This window comes from Aeromicrobium phragmitis (assembly GCF_003674095.1).
Taxonomy (GTDB): domain Bacteria; phylum Actinomycetota; class Actinomycetes; order Propionibacteriales; family Nocardioidaceae; genus Aeromicrobium; species Aeromicrobium phragmitis.
Genome location: NZ_RDBF01000004.1, coordinates 238,290 through 263,971 on the forward strand (window position 1 = coordinate 238,290; position 25,682 = coordinate 263,971).

Annotated in this window: 24 protein-coding genes; 11 read left to right on the plus strand and 13 right to left on the minus strand. The window is 70.2% G+C overall.

Translation table 11 applies throughout. The features are described 5' to 3' along the window. Positions 1-14: 14 nt before the first annotated feature. A complete protein-coding gene (locus D9V41_RS07600; RefSeq protein WP_208006778.1) occupies positions 15-1,523 on the minus strand; it encodes a SulP family inorganic anion transporter in 1,509 nt (502 codons plus the stop codon). 63 nt (positions 1,524-1,586) lie between these two features. On the opposite strand from D9V41_RS07600, the gene D9V41_RS07605 reads away from it, so the two are divergent. The 6 genes from D9V41_RS07605 (at position 1,587) to D9V41_RS07630 (ending at position 5,617) form a co-directional block, all read left to right on the plus strand. Beyond that, complete coding sequence (locus D9V41_RS07605; RefSeq protein ID WP_121793943.1) at positions 1,587-1,961, plus strand: MerR family transcriptional regulator; 375 nt, start codon at positions 1,587-1,589, stop codon at positions 1,959-1,961. Between the two features lie 85 nt (positions 1,962-2,046). Continuing rightward, positions 2,047-2,910, plus strand: a complete 864-nt coding sequence (locus D9V41_RS07610; RefSeq protein ID WP_279432333.1) for a Rossmann-like and DUF2520 domain-containing protein — start codon at positions 2,047-2,049, stop codon at positions 2,908-2,910. After that, positions 2,907-3,743, plus strand: a complete 837-nt coding sequence (panC, locus tag D9V41_RS07615; protein WP_121793945.1) for a pantoate--beta-alanine ligase — start codon at positions 2,907-2,909, stop codon at positions 3,741-3,743. The genes D9V41_RS07610 and panC overlap by 4 nt, the downstream gene beginning before the upstream one ends. A gap of 2 nt (positions 3,744-3,745) precedes the next feature. Further along, positions 3,746-4,177 (plus strand): aspartate 1-decarboxylase, encoded by a 432-nt coding sequence (panD, locus tag D9V41_RS07620; RefSeq protein ID WP_121793946.1) that lies wholly within the window; start codon positions 3,746-3,748, stop codon positions 4,175-4,177. A gap of 1 nt (position 4,178) precedes the next feature. Next, positions 4,179-4,976, plus strand: a complete 798-nt coding sequence (locus D9V41_RS07625) for a type III pantothenate kinase (protein ID WP_121793947.1) — start codon at positions 4,179-4,181, stop codon at positions 4,974-4,976. Between the two features lie 59 nt (positions 4,977-5,035). Beyond that, complete coding sequence (locus D9V41_RS07630; RefSeq protein WP_121793948.1) at positions 5,036-5,617, plus strand: 1-acyl-sn-glycerol-3-phosphate acyltransferase; 582 nt, start codon at positions 5,036-5,038, stop codon at positions 5,615-5,617. Here D9V41_RS07630 and D9V41_RS07635 read toward each other — a convergent pair. The 7 genes from D9V41_RS07635 to D9V41_RS07665 all read right to left on the minus strand — a co-directional run bounded on the left by D9V41_RS07635 (position 5,614) and on the right by D9V41_RS07665 (position 14,348). After that, positions 5,614-6,216 carry a TetR/AcrR family transcriptional regulator gene (locus D9V41_RS07635; protein WP_121793949.1) on the minus strand — a complete coding sequence of 201 codons (603 nt, stop codon included), beginning with the start codon at positions 6,214-6,216 and terminating at the stop codon, positions 5,614-5,616. The two genes, D9V41_RS07630 and D9V41_RS07635, sit on opposite strands and share 4 nt — an antisense overlap. Next, positions 6,213-8,207: a CocE/NonD family hydrolase gene (locus tag D9V41_RS07640; protein ID WP_121793950.1), complete on the minus strand. Its 1,995-nt coding sequence runs from the start codon at positions 8,205-8,207 to the stop codon at positions 6,213-6,215. The genes D9V41_RS07635 and D9V41_RS07640 overlap by 4 nt, the downstream gene beginning before the upstream one ends. Further along, positions 8,204-9,922, minus strand: a complete 1,719-nt coding sequence (locus D9V41_RS07645; RefSeq protein WP_121793951.1) for a dipeptide ABC transporter ATP-binding protein — start codon at positions 9,920-9,922, stop codon at positions 8,204-8,206. Before D9V41_RS07645 ends, D9V41_RS07640 begins: the two co-directional genes overlap by 4 nt. Next, positions 9,922-10,767 (minus strand): ABC transporter permease, encoded by an 846-nt coding sequence (locus tag D9V41_RS07650; RefSeq protein ID WP_121793952.1) that lies wholly within the window; start codon positions 10,765-10,767, stop codon positions 9,922-9,924. Before D9V41_RS07650 ends, D9V41_RS07645 begins: the two co-directional genes overlap by 1 nt. Continuing rightward, on the minus strand, positions 10,764-11,765 hold the full coding sequence (locus D9V41_RS07655; protein WP_121793953.1) for an ABC transporter permease: 1,002 nt from the start codon (positions 11,763-11,765) through the stop codon (positions 10,764-10,766). The genes D9V41_RS07650 and D9V41_RS07655 overlap by 4 nt, the downstream gene beginning before the upstream one ends. A 3-nt stretch (positions 11,766-11,768) precedes the next feature. Further along, a complete protein-coding gene (locus D9V41_RS07660; RefSeq protein ID WP_121793954.1) occupies positions 11,769-13,319 on the minus strand; it encodes an ABC transporter substrate-binding protein in 1,551 nt (516 codons plus the stop codon). Between the two features lie 96 nt (positions 13,320-13,415). Further along, positions 13,416-14,348, minus strand: coding sequence for a LysR family transcriptional regulator (locus tag D9V41_RS07665; RefSeq protein WP_121793955.1), 933 nt, complete (start codon positions 14,346-14,348; stop codon positions 13,416-13,418). Positions 14,349-14,470: 122 nt separating this feature from the next. On the opposite strand from D9V41_RS07665, the gene D9V41_RS07670 reads away from it, so the two are divergent. Continuing rightward, positions 14,471-14,743, plus strand: coding sequence for a CBU_0592 family membrane protein (locus D9V41_RS07670; RefSeq protein WP_133434136.1), 273 nt, complete (start codon positions 14,471-14,473; stop codon positions 14,741-14,743). 19 nt (positions 14,744-14,762) lie between these two features. On the opposite strand, the gene D9V41_RS07675 is transcribed toward D9V41_RS07670, so the two are convergent. Further along, positions 14,763-15,536 carry a glycerophosphodiester phosphodiesterase gene (locus tag D9V41_RS07675; RefSeq protein ID WP_121793957.1) on the minus strand — a complete coding sequence of 258 codons (774 nt, stop codon included), beginning with the start codon at positions 15,534-15,536 and terminating at the stop codon, positions 14,763-14,765. A 155-nt stretch (positions 15,537-15,691) separates the two neighbouring features. Between D9V41_RS07675 and D9V41_RS07680 the strand changes: the two genes are divergently transcribed. Together D9V41_RS07680 and D9V41_RS07685 are read left to right on the plus strand one after the other, a co-directional pair. Then, on the plus strand, positions 15,692-17,029 hold the full coding sequence (locus D9V41_RS07680) for an MFS transporter (RefSeq protein ID WP_121793958.1): 1,338 nt from the start codon (positions 15,692-15,694) through the stop codon (positions 17,027-17,029). Then, positions 17,016-18,422: a pyridoxal phosphate-dependent decarboxylase family protein gene (locus tag D9V41_RS07685; protein WP_243697192.1), complete on the plus strand. Its 1,407-nt coding sequence runs from the start codon at positions 17,016-17,018 to the stop codon at positions 18,420-18,422. Before D9V41_RS07680 ends, D9V41_RS07685 begins: the two co-directional genes overlap by 14 nt. Before the next feature lie 3 nt (positions 18,423-18,425). Here the strand turns inward: D9V41_RS07685 and D9V41_RS07690 are convergent, their stop codons facing one another. From D9V41_RS07690 to D9V41_RS07700, 3 genes are read right to left on the minus strand one after another with little or no spacing between them, the layout of a single operon-like run. Next, positions 18,426-19,193 (minus strand): ABC transporter permease, encoded by a 768-nt coding sequence (locus D9V41_RS07690; RefSeq protein WP_121793959.1) that lies wholly within the window; start codon positions 19,191-19,193, stop codon positions 18,426-18,428. After that, positions 19,190-19,912: an ABC transporter ATP-binding protein gene (locus D9V41_RS07695; protein ID WP_121793960.1), complete on the minus strand. Its 723-nt coding sequence runs from the start codon at positions 19,910-19,912 to the stop codon at positions 19,190-19,192. The genes D9V41_RS07690 and D9V41_RS07695 overlap by 4 nt, the downstream gene beginning before the upstream one ends. Continuing rightward, on the minus strand, positions 19,905-20,465 hold the full coding sequence (locus D9V41_RS07700) for a TetR/AcrR family transcriptional regulator (RefSeq protein WP_243697193.1): 561 nt from the start codon (positions 20,463-20,465) through the stop codon (positions 19,905-19,907). Before D9V41_RS07700 ends, D9V41_RS07695 begins: the two co-directional genes overlap by 8 nt. A 144-nt stretch (positions 20,466-20,609) precedes the next feature. On the opposite strand from D9V41_RS07700, the gene lysS reads away from it, so the two are divergent. Next, a complete protein-coding gene (gene lysS / locus D9V41_RS07705) occupies positions 20,610-22,067 on the plus strand; it encodes a lysine--tRNA ligase (RefSeq protein WP_424922794.1) in 1,458 nt (485 codons plus the stop codon). Positions 22,068-22,200: 133 nt separating this feature from the next. Then, a complete protein-coding gene (locus D9V41_RS07710) occupies positions 22,201-24,717 on the plus strand; it encodes an ATP-dependent Clp protease ATP-binding subunit (protein WP_121793962.1) in 2,517 nt (838 codons plus the stop codon). A 28-nt stretch (positions 24,718-24,745) separates the two neighbouring features. On the opposite strand, the gene D9V41_RS07715 is transcribed toward D9V41_RS07710, so the two are convergent. Continuing rightward, positions 24,746-25,639 carry an HhH-GPD family protein gene (locus tag D9V41_RS07715; RefSeq protein WP_121793963.1) on the minus strand — a complete coding sequence of 298 codons (894 nt, stop codon included), beginning with the start codon at positions 25,637-25,639 and terminating at the stop codon, positions 24,746-24,748. Positions 25,640-25,682 lie beyond the last annotated feature (43 nt).

Sequence of the window (25,682 nt, forward strand, 5' to 3'; positions counted from 1 at the left end):
CCGAAGGTATGACGTCAGGACAGCGAACCGGCGAGGCGGCGGTGGCGGGCCTCGCTGTCGGGGTTCATCCCGACGAAGACGGCGGTCTTGCCGCGGGCCGCGTACTTCGTCGCGATCGCGTCCATCGCCGCCACGGTCGACGCGTCCCACACATGCGCCCGCGACAGATCGATGACGACGCGGTCGGGATCACCCGCATAATCGAACTGGTAGACGAGGTCGTTCGAGGAGGCGAAGAACAGCTCGCCCTCCACCGCGTACACGCGCTCGCCGTCCTCGTCGGAGGAATCGAGGCGGGTCACGGTGGTCAGGTGCGCCACACGGCGGGCGAAGAGCACCATCGCGACGAGGACGCCGACGATCACGCCGTACGCGAGATTGTGCGTGGCGACGGTGACCACGACGGTCGACAGCATCACGGCGGTCTCCGACTTCGGCATCGCCCGGAGCGTCGCCGGCTTCACCGAGTGCCAGTCGAACGTGCCGACCGAGACCATGATCATCACGGCCACGAGCGCTCCCATCGGGATGATCGCCACGACATCGCCCAGGCCGACGACCAGGATGAGCAGGAAGACGCCAGCGAGGAAGGTCGAGATGCGCGTGCGGGCACCCGAGACCTTCACGTTGATCATCGTCTGACCGATCATCGCGCAACCACCCATGCCGCCGAAGAACCCGGTGACGACGTTGGCGACGCCCTGGCCCCACGCCTCGCGGGTCTTGTTCGAGTGGGTGTCGGTGACGTCGTCGACGAGCTTCGCGGTCAGCAGCGACTCGAGGAGGCCCACGAGCGCCATGGCGAGCGCGAACGGTGCGATGATCTGCAGCGTCTCGAAGGTCAGCGGAACGTCGGGGAACAGCAGCGACGGCAGGCTTTCGGGCAGTTCACCCTCGTCACCGACCGTCGGGACCTTGACGGCCGCGATGATCGTCGCCCCCGTGAGCAGCACGATCGCCACCAACGGAGCCGGCACCACCGTGGTGAGCCGGGGGAGCAGCACCATGACGAGGAGCCCGACCGCGACGATCGGGTACACCAGCCACGGCACGTCGATCAGGTGCGGCAGCTGCGACGTGAAGATGAGGATCGCGAGCGCGTTGACGAACCCGACCATGACCGAGCGCGGGATGAAGCGCATGAGCTTGGCGACGCCGAGCAGGCCCAGCGCGACCTGGATGACGCCGGCCAGGATGACCGTCGCGATGAAGTAGTCGATCCCGTGTTCGCGCGCGACGGGCGCGATGACGAGCGCCACCGCTCCGGTGGCCGCCGAGATCATCGCCGGGCGCCCGCCGACGATGGCGATGGTGACCGCCATCGTGAACGAGGCGAAGAGCCCGAGTCGCGGGTCGACACCCGCGATGATCGAGAACGCGATCGCCTCGGGAATCAGGGCGAGGGCGACGACGAGTCCGGCGAAGACCTCGGTGCGCAGACGACGAGGTGACCGCAATGCTGCGGCGACGGAGAACGAGGCGTCGGCCTCGGGAACGGCAGGGGAGGTGGCGTGATCAGGCACGTGTCCCAACTCTACCCTCACGTGAGAGTAGGGTCAGCACCCCGCGTACGAGACACTGGACACATGCAGCCCTCCATGATGCAGATCGGCGTGGTCGCCGAGCGCACCGGTGTCTCCCTGCGCACGCTCCGGCATTACGACGAGGTCGGGTTACTGCGGCCGTCCGGTCGGTCCGAGGGCGGCTTTCGGCTCTACACCGACGAAGACGTCGAGCGGCTGTTGGTGATCCGCCGGATGAAGCCGCTTGGCTTCACGCTCGAGGAGATGGGCGAGGTGCTCGAGCTGGTCGAGGCCATCGAAGCCGGCCACGCGAGTCCCTCGACCCGCGCTCGGCTCGAGGCTTTCGTCACCTCGGCCCGCGAGCGCCGTGCCGATCTCGCCCGCAAGCTCGCCATGGCCGACGAGTTCCTCGCCATCCTGCAGCGGCACGCCTCCTAACGTCATACGTTCTGCGGGTCAGGGCCCCCGAAACGTATGACGCTATGGAGGTGAGCGGTGCGGGGAGTAGACTGACCACGTCACTTTGTCTGGTACCCCGAACGGGGACTGGAACGGAAGGTCAAACGTTATGCAACGCTCCCGTGTGGGCGTCGTCGGTGCTGGGCGCGTCGGCGTCGTCCTCGCCACCCGGCTGCGCGCTGCCGGCCACGAGATCGTCGGGGTCAGCGCCCGCTCCGACGCCTCGCGTCTGCGCGTCGCCACACTGCTCGGCGACGTTCCCGTGCTCGATCCCGCCGTGGTGGCCGCCCGCGCCGACGTGCTCGTGCTGGCGGTCCCCGATGACGTGCTCGCGGACGTCGCCGACGATCTCGCTCCGCACATCGACCCGGGACAGGTCGTGCTGCACACCAGCGGGCGGCACGGACTCGCGGCGCTCGCCTCGTTGGCGGCGGTCGGAGCCCGCGCGATCGCCTTCCACCCGGCCATGACGTTCACCGGCACCGAGATCGACCTCGACCGGAGCTGCGTCGTGGGCCTGACCGCCGGGGACGGTGAGCGAGAGGTCGCCGAGGCGCTCGCCGCGGACATCGCGGGGACCCCGGTGTGGATCGCCGAGGCCGATCGGATCACCTACCACGCCGCCCTCGCGCACGGCGCCAATCACCTCACCACCATCGTGGCGCAGGCGATGGATCTGTTGCGGGGCGTCGGTGCCGAGGATCCCGCCGCTGTGCTCCGTCCCCTGCTGCACGCCGCGCTCGACAACACGCTCGCGTACGGCGACGCCGCCCTCACCGGACCGGTCGCGCGCGGCGATGTCGCCACGGTCCGCGCTCATCTCGCCGCGTTGGACGACGACACCGCTCACGCCTACCGGGCGCTCGCCGCAGCGACCGCCGAGCGCGTCGGCGCACAGACGATCCTCGATGAGGTGACCACGTCATGACCGGTCCACGCGTCGTCCGCACCCGCGCCGACCTTCGCGCGGCGGTCGGCGACGGTTCGATCGCGCTCGTCCCCACCATGGGCGCCTTGCACGACGGTCACGTCCAGCTCATGAAGCACGCCCGGCCGCTCGCCGAGACTCTCGTCGCCTCGGTCTTCGTCAACCCCACGCAGTTCGCCCCCGGCGAGGACCTCGACTCCTACCCCCGCACGTTCGAGGAGGACGTCGAGCGGTGCGCCGAGGCCGGCGTCGACGTCATCTTCGCGCCGACCGTGGACGTCATGTATCCCGACGGGCTGGACGCAGGGGTGAGCGTCGACCCCGGTCCGCTCGGTCAGATCCTCGAGGGCGCCGCCCGCCCCACCCACTTCCGCGGTGTCCTGACGGTCGTCGCGAAGCTCTTCGGACTCGTGCGCCCCGACCTCGCGGTCTTCGGGGAGAAGGACTACCAGCAGCTGACCCTCATCCGGCTGATGGCGCGGGAGCTGTGCCTCGGCGTCGAGATCGTCGGCTGCCCCACCGTCCGCGAGGCCGACGGTCTCGCGATGAGCTCGCGCAACCGCTATCTCGACGACGACGAGCGACAGCTGGCCGGAGCGATCTCCGCCGCCCTCCGCGCCGGTGCCGCTGCCGGGCCCGAAGGCGCTGACGCCGTGCTCGCCGCCGCCCGCGCCGTGCTCGACGAGCACGGCATCGTCCCCGACTACCTCGTCCTCACCGATCCCGACCTCGGGGACCCGGTGCCCGGCCAGGAGGCCCGCCTGCTGGTGGCCGCCCGCGTCGGTTCCCCGCGGCTCCTCGACAACATCCCCGTGACCCTGGGAGGTCTCTGACCATGCTCCGCACCATGATGAAGTCCAAGATCCATCGCGCCACGGTGACGCAGGCCGACCTGCACTACGTCGGCTCGGTGACGGTCGACGCCGATCTGCTCGACGCGGCCAACCTGCTGCCCGGGGAGCTCGTGCACATCGTCGACATCGACAACGGCGCGCGCCTCGAGACCTACACCATCGCCGGCGAGCGGGGTTCGGGCGTCATCGGCATCAACGGCGCGGCGGCGCGGCTGGTGCACCCCGGCGACCTCGTGATCCTCATCGCCTACGGGCAGATGGAGGACGCCGAGGCCCGCGAGTTCGAGCCGAGCGTGGTGTTCGTCGACGCCGAGAACCGCATCATCGGCACCGGCTCGGATCCGGCCGAGGCGCTGCCCGGCAGCGGACTGACGCGCGGCGACGTCATCGACAACCCGCTCGTCGCGCACTGACATGAGCCTGCTCTGCCTCGACGTCGGCAATCGCCTGTCGGTCATCGGGGTCTGGGACATCCGCGGTGACGAACCGGTGCTGACCGGGCGCTGGACGGTGTCGTCGGACGCCACCCGCACCGCGGACGAGTGGTATCTGCTCGCCCACGGGTTCGTCCGCGCCGCCGGATTGGCCGACGACGAAGTGAGCGCGGTCAGCATGTGCTGCACCGTGCCGTCGATCGGCGTCGAGATGCGGGCGATGCTCGAGCGCTACTTCGACCACGTCCCCGTGTGGGTGGTCGGCCCGGGCGTGCGCACCGGCATCGCGATCCACACCGACAACCCGCGTGAGGTCGGCACCGACCGCATCGTCAACGCGCTCGCCGCTCACCACCTCTACGGCGGACCGGCGATCATCGTCGATCTCAACGGCACCGCCACGATCGTCGACGTCGTCGACGAGCGCGGCCGGTACTTGGGCGGTGCGATCGCGCCGGGCGTGGAGGTCTCGCTCGAAGCGCTTGCCCAGCGTGGTGCGCAGCTGCGCGCGGTCGAGGTGGCCGAGCCGCGCGGCGTCATCGGCAAGAACACCGTCGAGGCCATCCAATCCGGCGCCGTGTACGGGTTCGCGGGCCTGGTCGACGGTCTCGTCGACCAGCTGATCGACGCCGTCGACGCGGACCCTGACGAGATCACCGTCGTCGCCACGGGCACCTACGCCGACGCCGTGATCCAGCACTGCCAGACGGTCACCGTCCGCGAGGACAACCTCACGCTGATCGGTCTGCGCCTCGTCCACGAGAAGAACCGCGACTGAGCGTTCGCGGCTCGTCGCGGTGACGAGGAGTCGCTAGGCTCTGCGTTCATGGTGAAGCGATGATCCGCCGCACGCTGGCCCGCGCGTACTGGGCCGTCAGCCGCTGGCGTTACCGGTCCGAGTCCGTGCCCAGGGAGGGCGCGGGCATCCTCCTCGGCGTGCCCCACACGTCGAACTGGGACTTCGTCCTCATGCTCGCGATCGCCTGGCGCGAAGGGCTCCAGTTGAAGTTCCTCGGCAAGAAGGAGCTGTTCCGGGGCCCCATGGGACCGTTCATGCGCGCTCTCGGGGGCATCGAGGTGGACCGGGCGAATCCGGCCGGTCTCATCGAGGACCTCACGGCTCGGCTCGCGTCGGGGGAGCGCTTCCATCTGGTGGTGACTCCCGAAGGCACCCGCGGGAAGGCCGACACGTGGAAATCGGGCTTCTACCGGCTGGCGCGTGCCACCGACCTGCCCGTCACGCTGGGCTACGTCGACCGCTCCACGATGAGCACCGGCCTGGGACCGACCTTCCACCTCACCGGGGACATGGGCGCCGATATGGACCGTATCCGCGCGTTCTACGCGGGCAAGGTCGGCGTGCGGCCCGCTCACACCTCCGTACCGCGCCTCTCGGGAGAGTCGACGGACGGGTCCTAACGGTCCGGGCTGAGCAGCAGTTCGACGAACTCCGACATCCACGCCCGTGCACGCTCTGCGGTCAGGCCCGGCACTCCCTGGCCACGCTGCGTGCCGAGGCCATCGGCGTAGGCGGCGAGCTTGAGCGCGGCGTCCTCAGGATCGACGGCGCGGAAGGTGCCGGCCGCGACGCCGCGCTCGATCGTGCGCGCGCAGCACGCCTCCCAGTGCCGGATGCGCTGCGCGTAGGCGTCGGCCATATCGGGGCGCCGGGTCACAGCCGCCCAGAAGTCCGACCAGATCCGCCAGTGCGCCTCGACGTCGGGGGCGTCGTCGAACAGCGGATCCACCAGGAGCTGGAGCGCTCGCCAGGCATCCGGCTCCGCGTCCGCGGCCGCGACGACCGAGCCGTAGAAGCGCTCGGACTCGGCGATCACGACCGCGCTGAGGATCTCGTCCACCCCGGAGAAGTGGTACGTGACCGTGCCCATCGACACCTGGGCCGCCGCCGCGATGTCGCGCAAGGACGTGCCCGCCAGGCCGCGCTGCACGATGACGGACCGGGCCGCCTGCACCACCTGTTCGCGGCGCTCGGCGGGGGAGAGGCGCTGCCGCGTCACGTTGACGTCCTCGGCACGACGTCACGGAACACGCGGTCCGCGACGAGCTCGCGCTGAGCACCGCGTTCGGCATGGGCGAGCACGCGGTTCTCGACGATGAAGCTCTCGGCGTCGCAGGTGATCGTCGACCATGTCTCGACGTCCGCCGCCCATCCGTCGTTGGCCAGCCTCAGCCGCCAGTGCGACTCCGCGCGCGGCGACGAGGGATCGCCCTCGCGGACGGTGTACACCTCCTCGGCGGACTCCAGGAAGCTCAGCCCGTCCGGGTACTGGCGCGTTCCTCCGTACCCCGGGTCGACCTCCAGGACCGTCTCGCCGCGCGCCACGTCGTAGCGGACGAGCCGTTCGGGCCGGGAGTCCTCCGCGCCGTCCGGAACGCTGATGGCGAGGGGCCGGGCATGCTCGGGCGGTTCGAACCCGACTGGGACGGCGGCGCTGTCCACGAGCGGCAGCCGCAGCGAGCTCGCCGAGAGATCGACCTCGAGGGTGTCGTCCACGGCGTGCGGCCAGACCCACGGCCAGTAATGATTGCTCAGCGCGACCCGCAGCCGGTGACCGGTGGCGAAGCGGTAGCCCGCGGAGATCAGCGGAACCTCGACGTCGACGTCCTCACCCGGCTCGAGCGGGCTGACCCGGTCCATACCGTCGCGCTTCAGCAGGTTGAGCACACCCCGGGTCACGAGCGTGGAGGACCCGTCGGGAGCGACGTCGCAGAGCCGGACGATGACGTGCCCGCGGTCGTGGGTGGAGCGGACCCGCAGGCGAACCGTCCCGTTCCCCAGCAGGTCGATGGGCGTCTCACCGATCTCGAGGTCGAGACAGATCGAACGTCCGTCCTCGGCGCGCTGGTCCGGCGGCAGGTCGCCCCGGTTGCCGAAGGGGAAGAACCGGCCGGCGTCCTGGCCCGTGGCCCACGGCGAGCGCACCAGGGCGCGCCCGTCGCCGAGGGCCCACTCGCGGTGCTCCGGCTCGTCGTGCCACGGCACACCGACCCAGGCGCCGCTGCGCTCCTCCACGAACGGGGCCGGCGGCTCCGGGTCGTTCACCCAGGCGCGCAGCGCGGGATCGTTCTCGACGCCGGTGTCGATGCCCTTGAGCCACCGGTCCCACCAACGCAGCGTCTCCTGCAGGAAGCCGATCCCCGGCCCCGGGGCCAGGCCCCGATCGGGGTACTGATGCGACCAGGGCCCGATGATGCCCTTGGCGGGGGCCTCGAGGTGACGGAGCAGGCGCAGCACGGTGTCGCGGTACGGGTCGGACCAGCCGCCGACGGCGAGGACCGCCGCGCGAATGCCGCCGTAGTTCTCGCACACGCTTCCGTGCCGCCAGTAGTCGTCCCGCTCCTGGTGGCCGAGCCAGACCGGCGCGAGCGGTTGCTGCTGTTCGAGCCGGTCGCGCCACTGCTCCACCCAACGGTCGCCGACGACCTCCGGCCGCGGTGGCCGGGAGGCGAACGCGAGCATGGTTCCCGCCCAGGCCGCCATGTCGACGCCGAGCACGGCACCGCCGATGTAGTGCACGTCGTTGTCGTACCGGTCGTCGGTCGAGCACACGGTGACGATCGCCTTGAGCGGCTCGGGCGCCCGCTCGGCGATCTGGAGCGCGTTGAACCCTCCCCAGGAGATGCCGAACATGCCCACCTCGCCCGAGCACCAGGGCTGAGCGGCGAGCCACTCGACGACGGCCACGCCGTCATCGAGCTCGGCGGGGGAGTACTCGTCCTCGAACAGCCCCTCGGAGCTGCCGCTGCCGCGGACGTCGACCCGGACGGAGGCGTAGCCGTGCGCGGCGTAGTAGGGGTGGCGTTCGCTGTCGCGCACCGAGGTCCAGTCGTCCAGGCGGTACGGCAGATACTCCAGCAGCGCAGGCACCGGCTGCTGCTCGGCGTCGCGAGGGAGCCAGACGCGGGCGTGGAGCCGCACCCCGTCGGGCATCCGGATCCACAGATCGCGCACCTCGACGGCGTCGGCGGGGATGTCGACGATCTTCATGAGGACGTGAGGACTCCTTCGTCGGCGCGGACCCGGTGGCCGCCGCCCAGGTCGAGCAGAGCGGCGTTCGAGTCGAGGGTGATCACCCGGGCGTCCACGTCGCTGCTGGGCAGTTCGGTGTGCCCCGGTTCGACGACGGCGTCCAGCAGGGTCCGGGTGTAGGGGTGGCGCGGGTTCTCGAACAGGGACGTCGTGGGCGCGGACTCGACGACCCGCCCGTCCTTCATCACGACGATGCGGTCGGCCACGCTGCGCACGACGGCGAGGTCGTGGCTGATGAACAGACAGGACAGCGCGCGCCTCGTGCGCAGGTCGTCCAACAACGCGAGCACGTCGGCCTGCACCGAGACGTCGAGGGCCGTCGTGATCTCGTCGGCGATGAGCAGCGTCGGCTCGGCCGCGAGGGCCCGCGCGATCCCGACCCGCTGACGCTGGCCGCCGGACAGCTGGGCGGGGAGTCGGTCGGCGAACTCGGGGCCGAGCCCGACCTCGGTCAGCAGGCGCTCGACGCTCGCCCGCGGCTCCTGCCGGCCCTTGGCGCGTCCGAAGACCTTGAGCGGCCGGGCGATCGCGTCGCCCACGGTGCGGCGCGGGTTGAGGGCCAGATCGGCGTTCTGGAAGACCAGTTGCACCGAGCGGCGGACGTCCACGGGGCGTCGGCCGGCCGGTCCGAGGAGGTCGTGCCGCGTCCCGTCGGCGGACCAGAGCGAGGCGTCACCACGCTCGACGTCGGCGAGGCCGGCGAGCGCCGCGGCGATCGTCGACTTGCCGCTACCGGACTCGCCGACGATGGCCACGGTCTCGCCGCGGCGTACCTCCAGATCGAACCCGCTGACCGCGAGCTGCGGTGCTCGGGTGTAGCGGATGTCCACGTCGGTGCAGCGCAGGATGAGGTCCGTCTCGAGGTCGCGTCCGTCCGGCACCGGGACTCCGTGGATCCGCGGCGCGGCGGCGATCAGCTCACGCGTGTATTCCTCGCGCGGGGCGGACAGGACCTGCTGGGTCGAACCGTGCTCCACCTCGCGGCCGCTGCGCAGGACGAGCACCTCGTCGGCGACTGCGGAGACCACCCCGAGGTCGTGGCTGACGATGAGCACGGCCATGCCGAGTTGCTCGCGCAGGTCGCTGACGAGCGCGAGGACCGCAGCCTGGGTGACGACGTCGAGCGCCGTCGTCGGTTCGTCGAGGACGAGGATCTGGGGGTCGGTGGCGACGGCCATCGCGATGGCGACGCGCTGCTGCTGGCCGCCGGACAACTCGTGCGGATAGCGCCGGCCGAGCGTCTCGGGGGAGGGCAGACGCACGAGCCGGAGCAGCTCGACGATCCGGTCGTCGCCGCAGGGCAGCCCGTGGACGGCGAGGGCTTCACGAATCTGGGCGCCGACCCGCATCGACGGGGTGAGGGCGTGTCCGGCGTTCTGCGAGACGAGGGCCACGGTGCCGCCGCGCAGCTTCCGCAGGCGCTCGGCCGGAAGCGAGAAGACGTCGTCATCGAAGACGGTCACGGTGCCCCGGTCGACGGTCGAGCCCTCCCGCAGGTGCCCCAGCAGTGTCCGGGCGACGGTGGACTTACCGCTGCCGGACTCGCCCACGAGCCCGAGAGTCCGGCCGCGGTGCAGCTGGAAGGAGACGTCCTCGGCGACGACGACGCGCTGCTCGCCGGCGCGGTAGGAGACGGTGAGGCCCTCGACGCGGGCGGTGGTCGTTTCGCTCATCAGAGGACTCCTCGTCGGGCGCGGTCCACGCCGAAGTGCTTACCAAGGCCGTCGGCGGCGAGGTTGAGGCCGACGACCAGCAGGGACAGGGCGACGATCGGGGCGATCGTGCCCGCGGGCGCGACCGTCAACGCGGTGCGGTTCTCCTGGATCATCAGACCCCAGTCCGGAGTGGGCGGATTCACGCCGAAGCCGAGGAACGACAGAGTCGAGACCAGCAGGACCACCCAGGAAGCGCGCATCGCGAACTCCACGAGCACCGTGTCGAGGATGTTCGGCAGCACCTCGCGCCCGATGATCGGCAGGGAACGCTCGCCGCGGGCCTTCGCCGCGGTGACGTACCCCGAAGCGAGTACCGGGCGTGCCGCGCCGCGCACGACGCGCGCCACGGCCGGGACGTAGACCACGGCGATCGCGATGACCAGCACGGGCACACTGTTGCCGAACACGGAGACGATGAGCAGCAGCGCGAGGACCGAGGGTACGGCGAGCACCGCGTCGAGCACGCGGGTGATCGCGCCGTCCACCCAGCGGCCGTAGTAGGCCGCGACGGCGCCGATGAGGGTCCCGACGACGACCGCGGTGGTCGTGGCGAGCAGAGAGACCAGGAGCGCGAAGCGGCCGCCCTCGATCGTGCGCGAGAGGATGTCGCGCCCGTACTGGTCGGTGCCGAGCCAGTGGCTCCAGCTGGCACCGGCGAGCGCGTTATCGGCGTCGGTCGCGACGGGGTCGTAGGGCGCGAGCCAAGGGGCCAGGAGGGCGACGAGCACCGTGAACCCGACGAAGATCAGCCCGATCTTCGTGCCGGTCGTGACCTGCCCGAGGCCGCGGAGACGGGTGATCATCGAAGGTCCTCCTGGGGGACGGGCGTCGGGGTGCTGCGTCGGCGCCGTGGCTGGTGCAGGGTCCGCTGACGCGGGTCGGCGGCGAGCGCGAGCAGGTCGGCGAGCAGGTTGACCGTCACGTAGACGACGGCGCTGAGGACGGCGATCGCCTGGAGCACCGGCAGGTCCCGGGTCGAGACCGAGTCGATCATGAGTTTGCCGAGCCCGGGGTAGTTGAACACCGACTCCACGACGACGACGCCACCGAGCAGCCAGGCGACGTTGATGGACACCACCGGGAGCACCGGCAGGACCGCGCTCGGCGCCACGTGCCGCCAGAGCACGCGACGGCGGGGGACGCCCTTGAGCGTCGCCGTCGTCGCGTACTCGGTGGCCAGTCCATCGATCGTCGACGAGCGCATCGCGCGGATGATGTACGCCCCCATCGCGACGACGAGGGTGATGCAGGGCAGGACGATCGCCGGCAGGAGGTCGCCGAACGTGGCGTCCGGACCCTCCAGCACGACCGACGGGAAGACCGGAATCGCGATCGCCAGTGCGAGCACCAGCAAGGTCGCCACGACGAACTCGGGGATGCTCATCGCGATGAGCGAGAGCACCGAGACGCCCGAGTCGGTGCCCGTCCCGCGCCGTGCGCCGGCGAGGATGCCCAACAGGAGCGACACCGTGATGCCCACGACGATCGCCGGCACGGCGATGAGCAGTGAGTGCGAGAACGCCGTCCAGAGCGTCGAGGACACCGAGGCGCCGGACACCAGCGAGGTGCCGAAGTCCCCGGTGACCGCGTTCCCCAACCACTCGAGGAAGCGGACCCAGACGTTGGTGTCCAGACCGAGTTGCTCGCGCAGCGTGGCGACGGCCTCCTCGGTGGCGTTCTGGCCGAGCAGTTGCTCCGCGACGTCACCGGGCAGGGCTTGAACCGCGAAGAAGACGAAGAACGCCGCGAGGAACAGGGTCACGACGGAGGTCGCGACGCGGGTGGAGATCATCCGCAGCATGGCTCAGTCCTCCTTCAGGCCGAGGGCCAGGTAGTCGAACTCGAAGCCGTACTCGTCGTAGTTGACGACGTCCTCGGACAGCCCCACGAGCCGGTCGCCGAACACCGGCGTGAGGTCGGCGCCGTCGTCGATCACCAGCTGCTGGGCGTCCTGGTACTTCTGGCGACGGGTGATGTCGTTGGTGTCGGCCCGGGCGGCGTCGAGAAGCTGGTCGAACTGGGGGTTGGACCACGCGGACTCGTTGTAGCTCGAACCCGTGCGGAAGATCTGGTTCAGCAGCTGATCGACCGGCTGGCCCGTGAACCAGTAGCTCACCATGAGCGGCTCGCTCATCCAGACCTGCGTGTAGTACGAGTCGGCGGCGACGTTCGTGATGCGCAAGTCGATGCCGGCCTGCTTGACCTGGTCGGCGAAGGCGACCGCGATCGCGGTGAAGTTGGGCTCGTAGGCCGAGGTGTAGATCCGGGTGGAGAAGCCCTCGCGCCCGATCTGCTTGAGGATCGACCGGGCCTTCTCGGGGTCGTACTCGCGCTGCACGTCCAGGTGCGCGGCGAGTTCGGGCGGCACCGGGTTGTCCCAACCGGCGGTCCCCGTGCCTTGCAGGGCTGTGGACACGATCGCCGGCGGGTCGTACGCGAGCTTCATCGCCTGGCGCATGCGCGGGTCGGCGAACTCCTCGCTCGTGGCCAGCATCGGGATCGTGTACCACTGGGCGTTCGTCACGCGGGCGACCGTGGTGCCGGCAGAGTTGGCGACGACGCGAGCGGTGGGGTTGTCCAGGTTGGTCTGCGAGAGCAGGTCCACCTGCCGCGAGAGCAGCGCGTTCACCCGGGCCGAGGTGTCCTGAATCGAGTAGAACTCGATGCGGTCGAGGGTCGCCCGTCCGTCGAAGTAGTCGTCGTTCGCCCGCACGGCGCCGGCACCCGCAGGGGTGTAACTCTCGAGGATGAACGGTCCGGTGCCGATGCCCGTGTGGCCGATCGTGTCCGCCGAGTCCTCGGGAATGACATAGCACTGGTACGCGGTGAGCAGCGAGGGGAACTCGGCGTTCGGCGTCGTGAGACGGAAGCGCACGGACGTCTCGTCGACGGCGTCGATGCCGGCGACGATCGACAGTGCTCCGGCCTGCGGCGATGCCGTGTCCGGGTCGAGGATGTGCTCGAAGGTGTACCGCACGTCGCGAGCCGTGAGGCGTTTTCCGTCGTGGAACCGCACGCCTGAGCGCAGGCGGAAGTCCCAGACCGTCGCATCGGCGTTCGACGACCAGTCGGTCGCGAGGTCGGGAACGGTCTCGCCTTCGCGGTTCAGGCGGACGAGACGGTTGTAGAGCGCGCCGAGGTACTCGTAGGCGGACAGCGAACTGGCGGGGTCGAGCATCTCGGCGGCGCTGGCGGCGGGGCGGGCGATGCGCAGTGTCGCACCGCGACGGGCAGTGCCGGTCGCAGCCTGCTCGGGCACGCTCAGGGTGGGAGCGCCGCAGGCTGCCAAGCCGAACGCGGCGGCGCCGCCGAGGGCGCCGCCGAGCAGCGTGCGGCGGTCGATCGAGGGGGTCACGGAAGCCTCCTGTGCTTATCGTTCATCTGCACGATAAGCGCACGACGGCCTCGAATGAAAGCTGCGTCACGCAATCGTTACCGAGGGCGGAGCCTTTCAGGCCGTCACGTCGGTCGTCGGATCAGCCTGGAACGACGCGGAAATGTCGCGAAGGAAATCGATCGCGGCGGTCACCGCCGGCGACGGGCCGCGGCGGCCGGTCCGGTGGCGCAGCGCCAGGCGCCGTGCCCCGAGGCCGGGGACGTCGGCCACCTCGACACCGTCGGGCAGGGGGCCCTGGAGCGCCAGCGTCGGCAGGAGCGTCATGCCCTCGCCCGCAGCGACGAGCGCGAGCGCGGTCGGGTACTCCGCATAGGTGTGGGCCGAGGTCGACTGCCCGAGCGGCGTGCGGACGCGGCGGACGGCGTGCGCGGTGGCCGCCGACGCCTCGACGCCGAGCCATGGCGTGCGAAGGCGTTCGAGTTCGACGAGTTCGGTGGCCGCGAGGGTGCCCGCGGGCGCGACGAGCTTCCACGGATCGTCGAGCAGCGGGATCTCCCGGATCGCCGGCCCGAGCGCCGGGGCGGTTTCGGCGGTGTCGTACTCGACGATGACGATCTCGAGGTCGGCGGCGCGCAGGGCGCGAAGCAGCTCGCCACGCTGTCCCTCGTGGATCTGCAGCTCGACGCCATACAGCTCCTCGCGCCAGCGGGGGAGCGCCGGTGCGAGCACCGAAGAGAAGAACGTCTGGAAGCCTCCGAGTCGGACGACACCGGTCGGATCGTCGCCCGCGGACGCCAGTCGGAGCTCGGTCTCGTTGATCTCGCGCTCGACGTTCTCGGCGAGCTCGACGAGTTCGCGACCGGCCGGCGTGAGCGTGACGCCACGGGGGGTGCGCTCCACGAGCGGCTGGCCCACCTCGGACTCGAGGCGGGTCAGTTGCTGCGAGACCGCTGACGGTGTGACGTGCAACGCGTCGGCGGCCGCGAGAACGCCGCCATTGCGTGCAATCGCAAGGAAAAACGGGAGTCGGGACGGTTGGATGCGCACATTCACATATCCTAAACCCAGGCTTGGCAAAACTGCATTTGAGTTGAACCTTGTGAACTCCTCAGAATGGCTGTGCGCGATTCGTTCGGGATCGCGCTTCGCCATGTGTGGGAGGAGGAACGATGGACGGCCTTGTCGCTGGAATCCTGGGTTGGATGGGTACGGCTGGCACTTTCGCCGCGTACCTCTTGCTGTGGCGCGGACGCGTGGCGTCGACATCGATCACCTACGCGGCGATGAACACGGTGGGCGGAGTGCTCGCCGGCACGGCCGGGGCACTCTACGGAGCATGGCCCGTGGTCGCCTCGAACACGGTCTGGGCGGCCATCGGCGCTCACACCCTCGTCATGACGTTGCGCGCCCGGGCGGCGCGCCGTCAGTCGCCGGTGCTCTGACCGGCACCCGAAGCCCGGGTCAGACCAGGGCGCGGCGGACGACGTCGACGCGATTCGTGGTGATCGCGTCGACGCCGATCGCGGCGAGACGGGCGGCCTGCGCGGGCGAGTCCACGGTCCACGCGGTCACCGTCTTGCCCCGATCGTGGATCTGATCCACGACGCGCTGGGTGAGGAACGTGGCGTCGAGGTGAAACTCGTCGTAGCTCTCGAGGTCGACCGTCCGCGGGCGCCGCACGCTCACCAGACCGACCTGCGCACCGGGAATCGCCTGACGCACGGCATCGAGGAGCGGGCGGCGAAAGCTCATGAACGTCACGTTCTCCCGCGCACCGACGGCCGCCCGCAGGGCCATCGCGAACACCAGCGGATTGGCCGATGTGGCCTTGAGTTCGATCGACATGCGGTGCGGCCGGTCGCGGAACGCCTTGACGATGTCGGCGACGAACGGCAGCGGTGTGCCCGCCCACAGGTCGCCCTTCCAGGAGCCGGCGTCGAGACGCGCGAGTTCGGCCGCGGTGAAGGAGGAGATCGGGTCGCCCGCGCGTCCGGGGAAGACCCGGGCGACGTCCGTCGTGCGCCGTAGCGTCTGGTCGTGGTGGGCCACGACGTGTCCGTCCGCGGTGAGGTGGACGTCGAACTCGATCCCGTCGGCACCGAGCGCGGCGGCGTCGAGGAAGGCGGGGAGCGTGTTCTCCGGGGCGGTGAAGCTCTGTCCCCGGTGCCCGTTCACGCGCGTCGTGCGCAGCGGGGTGGTGGTGAGCTGAGACGGCGTGACGATGGGCTCGGACATCTGGTCCCCCTCGTGGGCGAAATCCCTGTCACGATCCAGGGTGCGAGGCGGGTGTGAAGCTCAACCCGACGCGGCGTGAACAGCCGGTGACGAACGGCTGAGGATTGGACGAGAAACCCCTCCCGGACCTGCCGACGGCCTGCCATCATGAGCCCATGACCGGCCCCCTCCCGCCGTCGGTGCGGCGCGGCTACGCCGCGGGAAGCGTGGCGACGGGTGCCTTCGGCACGGTTCCCGGACTGCTCCTCCTGCCCTACCTGACCGACGTCGTCGGTATCGGTGCGGCGATCGCCGGACTCATCGTCTTCCTTCCCAAGGCATGGGACGTGGTGATCGATCCCTTCGTCGGCCGCATCAGCGACCGTGCCGCCGATCGCCGCGGCCGGCGGCCCTTCCTGCTCTGGGGCGGGCTGCTGCTGGCGATCGCGTTCGCGCTCCTGTTCGCCGGGCCCACCGGCGTGCCTGCGCTCAGCGGCGTCTACGTGGTGGTGCTGTTCGTCGCCTGCGCCACCGCCTTCACGTTCTTCCAGGTGCCGTTCATGGCGATGCCGGCCGAGATGACCGACGACTACGACGAACGCACCCGCCTCATGACGTGGCGGGTCGTCGTCCTCGCGCTCGCCATCCTCGTGTCCGGAGGTGTCGCGCCGATGCTGGTCAACGCGTTCGGGGGCGAGCCGACGGCCGACGGCTACCGCGTGATGGGTGTCTTCGTCGGTCTGCTGATCGTCGCCGGAGCGCTGGGCGCCTACCTCGGCACCGCTCGTGCGCCCGAGCGGCGGCGTCCCGCGGCGGCCGGCTCGATCGCCGAGCAACTGAGGATCATCGTCCAGGTCGCCGACTTCCGCAGCCTGCTGCTGACGTTCGTGGTCCAGGCGCTGGGAATCGGCGCGCTTCTCGCCGCGGTCGCCTATGGCGCCAAGGATCTGCTCGATTCCTCACTCGCGGCCACGCTCCTGTTCGTGGCCTTCGTCGGCCCCGCCCTGGTCGTGACGCCCTTCTGGGAGCGCGTCGCCGCCCGGCGCGACAAGCGTCACGGATATGTGCTCGCCTCGGTGACGATGATCGTCGGGATGCTCGCGCTGCTCGTCGCGCACACCGGATCGCTGGTCCTGACCTGCCTCGCCGCAGGCGTCGCGGGCATCGGATACGCGGGCGCGCAGGTGTTTCCGCTGGCGATGCTGCCCGACGTCGCCGGGCGCGATGCCGAGCGCAGCGAAGAGAACCGGATCGGCGTCTTCGCCGGACTGTGGACCGCGGGGGAGACCCTGGGGATGGCGCTCGGGCCGGCGATCTTCGCCCTCGTCCTCGCGATCGGCGGATACCTGTCCTCCACGGAGGGCGAGGTCGTCGTCCAGGACGACGGGACGCGCCTGGCCATCGCCCTCGGCTTCTCCGTGCTGCCGGCGCTCCTGGTTGCCGTGAGCCTGTTCTTCCTGCGGCACTACCGGCACGACAGCGAACGCGAGGAGGTCGCCCGTGAGCACCGATGAGTTGGTCGCCAGGCTGGAGATGTTGCGGTCAGCCGATTTGCCCACGCACGGCGGGCGAACACTGGCCTACGTCTACGACTCCGGGCTGGCTGAGGCCGATGAGATCGGCCGGCACGCCCTGGCCATGTACTCCTCGGCGAACGGTCTCGATCCGACCGCGTTCCCCAGCTTGCTGACGATGGAGAACGAACTCGTGGGGTTCGCCCGGGAACTGGTGGGCGTGCCCGGCGCCGTCGGATCGGTGACCTCGGGCGGCACGGAGTCGATCCTGCTCGCCGTCCAGGCCGCGCGGGACGCGCGGAAGGTCGACCGGCCGGTGATGGTGCTCCCCAGCACGATCCACGCGGCGTTCCACAAGGCGGCGCACTACTTCGGCGTCGAGGCCGTCGTCGTCGATGTCGACCGGGCCACGAAGAAGGCCGATGTCGACGCGACCAGGGCGGCGCTCGAGGAATTCGGCGACCGGGTCGTGCTCCTCGCCGCCTCCGCCCCCTCCTACGCGCACGGGGTCATCGACCCGATCGAGGCGTTCGGCGCGCTCGCTGCGGAGCGCGGGCTGCGATTCCACGTCGATGCGTGCATCGGCGGGTGGGTGTTGCCGTTCAGTCCGACGGCGCCGCCGTGGGATCTGCGGGTCGAGGGCGTCACGAGCCTGTCGGTCGACCTGCACAAGTACGCCTACACGCCGAAGGGCGCCTCGCTCCTCCTGCATCGCACGCCCGAGCTGCGCCGCCCGCAGTTCTTCGCCTACGCGGACTGGCCCGGGTACACCATGCTCAACGCCACCACGCAGTCCACGAAGTCGGGCGGGCCGCTCGCGGCGGCCTGGGCGGTGGTGCAGCACATCGGGCGCGAGGGCTACGCGACGCTGGCGCGCGCCGCGCTGGGGGCCACGAACAGGTTGGCAGAGGGGATCGCGGCTATGGAGCACCTCGCTCTCGCCGCCGACCCGGAATCGACGCTGCTCTCCTTCGGCGTGGACGAGACGCTCGACGTCTTCACCCTCAGCGACGAGATGCTGGCGCGCGGCTGGTTCGTCCAGCCCCAGATGCGCTTCGGTGAGCTGCCGGCGACGGTGCATCTGACGGTCAGCGCCGCCACGGCGTCGTCGGTGCCGCAGTTCCTCGATGACCTCGCCGCCGCCGTGAACTCTGCGGTCGCTGCCGGTCCGGTCGTCGTCGCGCCCGAGCTCGTCGCGGCCGCGCAGGCGACCGACCCGGCCGAACTCGACGACGCCGCCTTCGACGGGCTGCTCGAGTTGGCCGGCCTCGGCGGGGGTGGCGCCGTCGCGCTTCCCGAACGGATGGCCCCGGTGAACGCCCTCCTCGACGTCGCGCCGCCCCGCCTGCGCGAAGCGCTGCTCGTGGCGTTCCTCGACCGTCTCACCCGGTGACGGTCAGCGATCGAACCGAAGCCGCCTCCACGAACGAATCGTGAGGACCCCGAAGGCCAGGGGCACGGCGAGCGCGGCGAGGAGTTGCCAGTGATCGACCTGGTCGGGGAAGAGCGCCCAGAGTGCTGGTGCCGCGATCGGCAACCAGGCCGCGACTCTCGTATCGGCGACGACCGCGATCTGTGCGAGCGCGAGGAGGCCGATGGTGCCCGCGACGCCCGGAAGATAACCGCGACCGAGTGTCGCGGCCCACGCGGCGGGAACGGCCAGAAGGCCGCTGAGCACGGTGAGGATGAACTGGCGAGCGAGGCTCTCGATCACCCCGGCGTCGACGGTGCCGAGGCCGAGCGCCATCCCCGCGCCGGCGACGAGGATGACGAGCCCCGCGGACACGCCGACCACCCAGCCCGCGTAGACGAGGAGCTTGGCCGCAGCGATCGAGGCCCGCGTGACCGGCAGGCCGAACAGGCCGGCGATCGTCCCCTCGGCGAATTCGCGGCCGAACATCCAGCTCAGTGCGACGCCGAACGCGAGCAGGCCGCCGGCGGCGGTGACTTGCGCGACCAGGCCGGTCAGCAAGGGCCATCCTGTCGTGCCCGCGAGGTGCCCGAGTTGCGCCGTGACCTGGGCGTTCCCTGCGAGCGCGGCAGACACCAGCGCACCGCTGAGCAGGGCGATGCCGACGACCACGAACACTGTGATGGCGCGTAGCACCGGGGACGCCAGGCTCTTGCGGAACTCCACCCGCAGGGCCGAACCGATGCCGCTCATGACGTCCTGCTCTCGTCGTCCGCGTGCACGATCCGAAAGAAGGTGCGTTCGAGGTCGCGGCCGCTCGGGTCGAGAGCACCGACGACCCGGCCGCGGTTGAACACCGAGATCCGGTGCGCGACGCGGGCGACTTCGTCGAGATGGTGGCTGGACACGAGGATCCCGGCGCCTCGCGCGGCGTGCCGCAGCAAGGCCTCCCGCACGAGGATCACGCCTGCCGGATCGAGGGCGTTGGTGGGTTCGTCGAGCATGATCAGCGTGGGTCGGTGCTGAAGCGCGGCTGCGATGCCGAGACGCTGCCGGTTCCCGAGGGAGAGGCGGCGCGCGAGGACCCCGGCGAACTTCTCGATGCCCAGTTCGCCCAAGGCCCGGTCGACCGTCGCGGTGAGCTCGTCGCCGACGCCGTGCAGGAGGGCCGCCATCTCGAGGTTCGCGCGCACGGTGTGTTCGGGATAGGCGAAGGGCTGTTCGATGACGTGACCGACGCGTGCCCAATCCCGCGCGCGAAGTGACGTCACGTCGACGCCGTCGACCCGCACGCGGCCCGAGGTCAGCCGGATCATCTCGACGACCGCCCTCATGAGCGTCGTCTTGCCCGAACCGTTCAAGCCGACCACCGCATGGATCTCCCCGGGTGCGACGGTGAGACTCGCGCCGAAAAGGCCCGCCCCCGCGCCGAAGTCGTACCGCGCGTCGTCGACGCTCAACCGGTCAGGCATGGTCCGGCTCCAGCACGGCGAGAGCGCGCTCGATGAACTCCCCGAGGCTGCCCTCGGCGTGCTCCGCCCAGGCGTACAGACCCACCGTCAGGGCGGCGAGTACCACCGCGGCGCTCACGCGAGCGGCGAGGGCGTCCTCCTCGGGCCCGGCGAGCGCATCGGCGATCGCGCTCTCGGTGACGTCGTTGTGCCGCGTGACGGCCGCGCGCAGGACGGGAGTGCGGGCGATCAACCGGACCCGCCGCCGCACCATGTCCACGTCGGGTTCGGGAAGCTGCGCGAACGTCTCGCGCAGGCCGCGCACCGCGCGGTGCAAGGGCGGTTCGTCGAGCGGGCGGCGCCGGATGCCGGCGGCGATCACCGGGTCGTAGGGATCGGTCAGGACGACCGCCTCCTTGGTGCGGAAATGGCGGAAGAACGTCATCTCCGTCACGCCTGCTGCGGCGGCGATCTGGGCCACGGTGGTGGCCTCGTACCCCTGCGTCTCGAAGAGGTCGAGGGCGTGCTCGGCCAGACGCTCGCGAGTCCGCTCGGCCTTGCGTATCGGGGTCACGCGTCCAATGTTAGTCACTAACATTCGGTTGCGGATGTCGGGGGTGGCCGCACCCGGCGAGCAGCACCCGTTCCTTCCGTAGGATGGGGCCTCGTGACCGACGTGCCGCAGAGCCCCGAGACCGAGGACGACCTTCCCGAGCAGATGCGGGTCCGTCGTGAGAAGCGGCAGCGCATCCTCGACGCGGGCGAGGACCCCTACCCGGTGACCGTCGAGCGGACCCACACCATCCGCGAGATCGTCGAGTCCTACGACGCCGAGGGACTCGGCCCCGACCACCACACCGGCGTCACCGCGGCGATCGCCGGTCGCGTCATCTTCCTGCGCAACACCGGCAAGCTGTGCTTCGTCCGGCTGCGCGAGGGCGACGGCACCGAGATCCAGGCGATGCTCTCGCTGGCGGAGGTCGGCGAGGAGCGGCTCGGCGAGTTCAAGCAGCTCGTCGACATCGGTGACCACCTGCAAGTCACCGGCGAGGTGATCACCAGCCGGCGCGGTGAGCTGTCGGTCATGGCCACATCGTGGCGCCTGGCCGCCAAGACGGTGCGCCCGCTCCCGGTCGAGCACAAGCCGCTCTCGGACGAGGCCCGCTCGCGGATGCGGTACGTCGACCTCATCGTGCGGCCGGAGGCGCGCGAGAACGTCCGGGTCAAGGCCGCCGTCCTCAAGTCCCTCCGTGCCACGCTGGACGATCGCGGGTACATCGAGGTCGAGACGCCGGTCCTGCAGCACACCAACGGCGGCGCCGCGGCGCGTCCGTTCGACACCCACGTCAACGCCTTCGACGAGGACGCGCTCCTGCGCATCGCGCTCGAGCTGCACCTCAAGCGCGCGCTCGTCGGCGGCATCGACAAGGTCTACGAGATCGGCAAGACCTTCCGGAACGAGGGCGTCGACAACACCCACAACCCCGAGTTCATGATGCTCGAGGCCTACGAGGCGTACGGCAGCTACGACACGATGGCCGAGCTCACCCGCGACCTCGTCGTCAACGCCGCCCGCGCTGTCGGTAAGACCGTCGTCCCCGCGCGCGACGGCGGAACGATCGACCTCGAGGCCCCCTGGCGCCGGGCCACGATCCACGAGCTCGTCGCGGAGGCCACGGGAGCCGACGTTACCCCGACGACGACCGAGGAGGACCTCGTCGCACTCGCCGAGCGGCACGACGTCGCCCTGCAGGACCACTGGGGCGCCGGCGAGGTGCTGCTGGAGCTGTTCGAGAAGCTCGTCGAGCACACCCTCATCCAGCCCACGTTCGTGTGCGACTACCCCGAGTCCGTGCGCCCGCTGGCCAAGCGGCATCGCTCCGTACCGGGCCTCGTGGAGGCGTGGGACCTCATCATCAACGGGGTCGAGCTCTCACCCGCGTACTCGGAGCTGAACGACCCCGTCATCCAGCGCGAGCGCCTCGAGGAGCAGGCGCGCCTCGCCGCCGCCGGTGATCCCGAGGCGATGGACGTCGACGAGGACTTCCTGCGCGCGCTCGAGTTCGGCATGCCGCCCGCCGGCGGCATGGGGCTCGGGGTCGACCGGCTCGTCATGCTGTTGCAGGGCATCGGCATCCGCGAGGCCATCCTCTTCCCGATCTCGCGGCGCGAGTAGCGGCCGATTCCGCTCAGGGCGAACAGCGGAACACCTGGGAGGGTGTGACAGTTGAGTTAAGCGTCTGGACAACCGAGCCGGGTCCATCGCCCGGCGACTAGACTTGTACGAACAGTCCAGCAGAGGGGACGCCATGTTCGAGAGATTCACCGACCGGGCCCGACGTGTCGTGGTGCTCGCGCAGGAAGAAGCGCGCATGCTCAGCCACAACTACATCGGGACCGAGCACATCCTGCTCGGCCTCATCCACGAGGGCGAAGGCGTCGCTGCCAAGGCCCTGGAGAGCCTGGACATCTCGCTCGATGCCGTCCGTGGTCAGGTCGAGGACATGATCGGCCAGGGCCAGCAGGCACCGAGCGGTCACATTCCGTTCACACCGCGCGCCAAGAAGGTGCTCGAGCTCAGCCTCCGCGAGGCCCTGCAGCTCGGCCACACCTACATCGGCACCGAGCACATCCTGCTCGGCCTCATCCGCGAGGGTGAGGGCGTCGCAGCCCAGGTGCTCGTCAAGCTGGGCGCCGATCTCAACCGCGTGCGCCAGCAGGTCATCCAGCTGGTCAGCGGGTTCCAGGGCAAGGAGTCCGAGGCGGCCGGCACTGCGTCCGAGCCCGCTCCGGCGTCGTCGGCCGTGCTGGACCAGTTCGGCCGCAACCTCACCCAGGCGGCCCGCGAAGGCAAGCTCGATCCCGTCATCGGTCGCGACGACGAGGCCGAGCGCGTCATGCAGACGCTCAGCCGCCGTACCAAGAACAACCCGGTGCTCGTGGGCGAGCCCGGCGTCGGCAAGACCGCCGTCGTCGAGTCGCTGGCACAGGACATCATCCGCGGCGACGTGCCGGAGACGCTGAAGGACAAGCAGATCTACACGCTCGACCTCGGCGCTCTCGTGGCCGGGTCGCGGTATCGCGGTGACTTCGAGGAGCGCCTCAAGAAGGTGCTCAAGGAGATCCGTACGCGCGGCGACATCATCTTGTTCATCGACGAGATCCACACCCTCGTGGGTGCGGGTGCCGCCGAGGGCGCGATCGACGCCGCCAGCATCCTCAAGCCGATGCTGGCTCGCGGCGAGCTGCAGACCATCGGCGCCACGACGCTCGACGAGTACCGCAAGCACTTCGAGAAGGACGCGGCGCTCAACCGCCGCTTCCAGCCGGTCATGGTCAACGAGCCCTCGGTCACCGACACCGTCGAGATCCTCAAGGGCCTGCGCGACCGTTACGAGGCACACCACCGCGTGTCGATCACCGATGACGCGCTGTCGGCGGCGGCGACGATGGCCGACCGTTACGTCTCGGACCGTTTCCTGCCGGACAAGGCGATCGACCTCATCGACGAGGCCGGCGCGCGCCTGCGCATCCGTCGCTCGGCCACGCCGCCGGAGTTCAAGGAGTTCGACGAGAAGATCGCCGACGTCCGCCGCCGCAAGGAGGGCGCGATCGACGCCCAGGACTTCGAGCTCGCCGCCAGCTTGCGCGACGAGGAGAAGAAGCTCATCCACGCCAAGGCGGAGCGTGAGCGTGCCTGGAAGTCCGGCGACCTCGACTCCGTCGCGATCGTCGACGAGCACCTCATCGCCGAGGTCCTCGCCAAGGCGACCGGCATTCCCGTGGGCCAGCTCAGCGAGGAGGAGTCCACGCGACTGCTCCACATGGAGGAGGAGCTGCACAAGCGGGTCATCGGTCAGGACGAGGCCATCAAGGCACTGTCCCGGGCGATCCGTCGTACCCGTGCCGGCCTGAAGGACCCGAAGCGCCCCGGCGGTTCGTTCATCTTCGCCGGTCCGTCCGGTGTCGGTAAGACGTGGCTGTCCAAGGCGCTCGCCAACTTCCTGTTCGGCGACGACGACGCGCTGATCCAGCTCGACATGAGCGAGTTCAGCGAGAAGCACACCGTCTCGCGGCTCTTCGGCTCGCCTCCGGGTTACGTCGGCTACGACGAGGGCGGTCAGCTCACCGAGAAGGTGCGCCGCAAGCCGTTCAGCGTCGTGCTCTTCGACGAGATCGAGAAGGCCCACCCCGACATCTTCAACTCGCTGTTGCAGATCCTCGAGGAAGGTCACCTCACCGACGGTCAGGGTCGCGTCATCAACTTCAAGAACGCCGTGATCATCATGACCACCAACCTCGGTGCGCGGGAGATCTCCAAGGGCGTCAACCTGGGCTTCGCTCAGGCCGGCGACACCGCGGGTACGTACGAGAAGATGAAGGAGCGCGTCGCGACGGAGCTCAAGCAGCACTTCCGTCCGGAGTTCCTCAACCGCGTCGACGAGGTCATCGTGTTCCCGCCGCTGACACAGGACGAGATCCTGCAGATGGTGGACATGATGGTCGGTGCCCTGGAGGAGCGCCTGTCCGAGAAGGACATGAGCGTCGAGCTCACCACGGCCGCCAAGGAGAAGCTGGCCGAGCGCGGCTTCGACCCGGTGCTCGGTGCGCGCCCGCTGCGTCGCACCGTGCAGCGCGAGATCGAGGACGCTCTCGCCGAGAAGCTGCTCTACGGCGAGCTGCGGGCCGGTCAGATCGTCCTGGTCGACGTGGAGGGAGAGGGCGCCGACGCCCGCTTCACCTTCACCGGCACCGACAAGGCCGACCTTGAGCTCGAGGGCGTGCGACCGGCCGTCGAGGCCGGTACGGGCGGCTCCGAGGAGTGATCCTGAACGAAGGGCGGTGACCTGAGGGTCACCGCCCTTCGTCGTGTCCGGGCAACGCGAAGACGTCGTCCGCGACGAGCTCCACGAGGCCGTCGTCGAGGAGACCGGCCAGGCAGCGGTCCCGTTGCCCGGCGTCGTCCCATACCGCGTCGAGCGCCCCCTTGAGCACGGGCTCGGGGGATTCGCGCAACACCGCCAGCAGCCGGCCGCGGACTTGACGGTCGGTGCCGTGCCACGTCTGCCCCTTGGGCTGCTCGCCCTGCGGGTAGCCGGCGGCGCGCCAGGCGCACCGATCGACGATCGGGCACGCATCACAGCGCGGTGCGCGGGCCGTGCAGACGAGGGCGCCGAGTTCCATCGTCGCCGCAGCCCACACGTCGGCCCCTTCGACCGGCATCAGTTCCTGGCCGAGTCGGCGCTCCTCGGAGGTGACGGAACGCGGCGGATACTGCTGGCCGCGGACCACGCGGCTGAAGACGCGCCGGACGTTGGTGTCGAGCACGAGCATGCGGCGGCCGTAAGCGAACGAGGCGATCGCGGCCGCCGTGTAGTCGCCGACCCCGGGAAGCTCGAGCAGCGCCTCGTAGGTGTCCGGCACCCGCCCAGCGTGCTGGTGGACGATGGCCGTGGCGGCGGCGTGCAGCCGCAGCGCGCGCCGTGGATACCCGAGCCGGCCCCAGGCGCGGACCGCGTCACCCGTCGTCGCCGCGGCCAAATCGGCCGCGGCGGGCCACACCTCCATCCACGCCTCGAACACCGGAAGCACGCGCGCGACCGGGGTCTGCTGGAGCATGAACTCCGAGACCATGACGGCCCACGGGTCCGGACGTCCGCCGTCGCGTCCACGCCACGGCAGGTCGCGTCGGTGCTCGGCGAACCAGGCCAGGACGTCGTCGTGCAGAGAGCTCAGCTGTGGGTCCATGGCGCGTCGATCCTCTCACGCCAGGCAGAATCGGTAGCGTGTG

Coding starts and splice junctions, on each gene's coding strand:
- D9V41_RS07605 (WP_121793943.1), top strand. CDS start 1,587: ATGCAGCCCTCCATGATGCAGATCGGCGTGGTCGCCGAGCGCACCGGT.
- panC (WP_121793945.1), top strand. CDS start 2,907: ATGACCGGTCCACGCGTCGTCCGCACCCGCGCCGACCTTCGCGCGGCG.
- panD (WP_121793946.1), top strand. CDS start 3,746: ATGCTCCGCACCATGATGAAGTCCAAGATCCATCGCGCCACGGTGACG.
- D9V41_RS07625 (WP_121793947.1), top strand. CDS start 4,179: ATGAGCCTGCTCTGCCTCGACGTCGGCAATCGCCTGTCGGTCATCGGG.
- D9V41_RS07630 (WP_121793948.1), top strand. CDS start 5,036: ATGATCCGCCGCACGCTGGCCCGCGCGTACTGGGCCGTCAGCCGCTGG.
- D9V41_RS07640 (WP_121793950.1), bottom strand. CDS start 8,207: ATGAAGATCGTCGACATCCCCGCCGACGCCGTCGAGGTGCGCGATCTG.
- D9V41_RS07645 (WP_121793951.1), bottom strand. CDS start 9,922: ATGAGCGAAACGACCACCGCCCGCGTCGAGGGCCTCACCGTCTCCTAC.
- D9V41_RS07650 (WP_121793952.1), bottom strand. CDS start 10,767: ATGATCACCCGTCTCCGCGGCCTCGGGCAGGTCACGACCGGCACGAAG.
- D9V41_RS07655 (WP_121793953.1), bottom strand. CDS start 11,765: ATGCTGCGGATGATCTCCACCCGCGTCGCGACCTCCGTCGTGACCCTG.
- D9V41_RS07670 (WP_133434136.1), top strand. CDS start 14,471: ATGGACGGCCTTGTCGCTGGAATCCTGGGTTGGATGGGTACGGCTGGC.
- D9V41_RS07675 (WP_121793957.1), bottom strand. CDS start 15,536: ATGTCCGAGCCCATCGTCACGCCGTCTCAGCTCACCACCACCCCGCTG.
- D9V41_RS07680 (WP_121793958.1), top strand. CDS start 15,692: ATGACCGGCCCCCTCCCGCCGTCGGTGCGGCGCGGCTACGCCGCGGGA.
- D9V41_RS07690 (WP_121793959.1), bottom strand. CDS start 19,193: ATGAGCGGCATCGGTTCGGCCCTGCGGGTGGAGTTCCGCAAGAGCCTG.
- D9V41_RS07695 (WP_121793960.1), bottom strand. CDS start 19,912: ATGCCTGACCGGTTGAGCGTCGACGACGCGCGGTACGACTTCGGCGCG.
- lysS (WP_424922794.1), top strand. CDS start 20,610: ATGCGGGTCCGTCGTGAGAAGCGGCAGCGCATCCTCGACGCGGGCGAG.
- D9V41_RS07710 (WP_121793962.1), top strand. CDS start 22,201: ATGTTCGAGAGATTCACCGACCGGGCCCGACGTGTCGTGGTGCTCGCG.
- D9V41_RS07715 (WP_121793963.1), bottom strand. CDS start 25,639: ATGGACCCACAGCTGAGCTCTCTGCACGACGACGTCCTGGCCTGGTTC.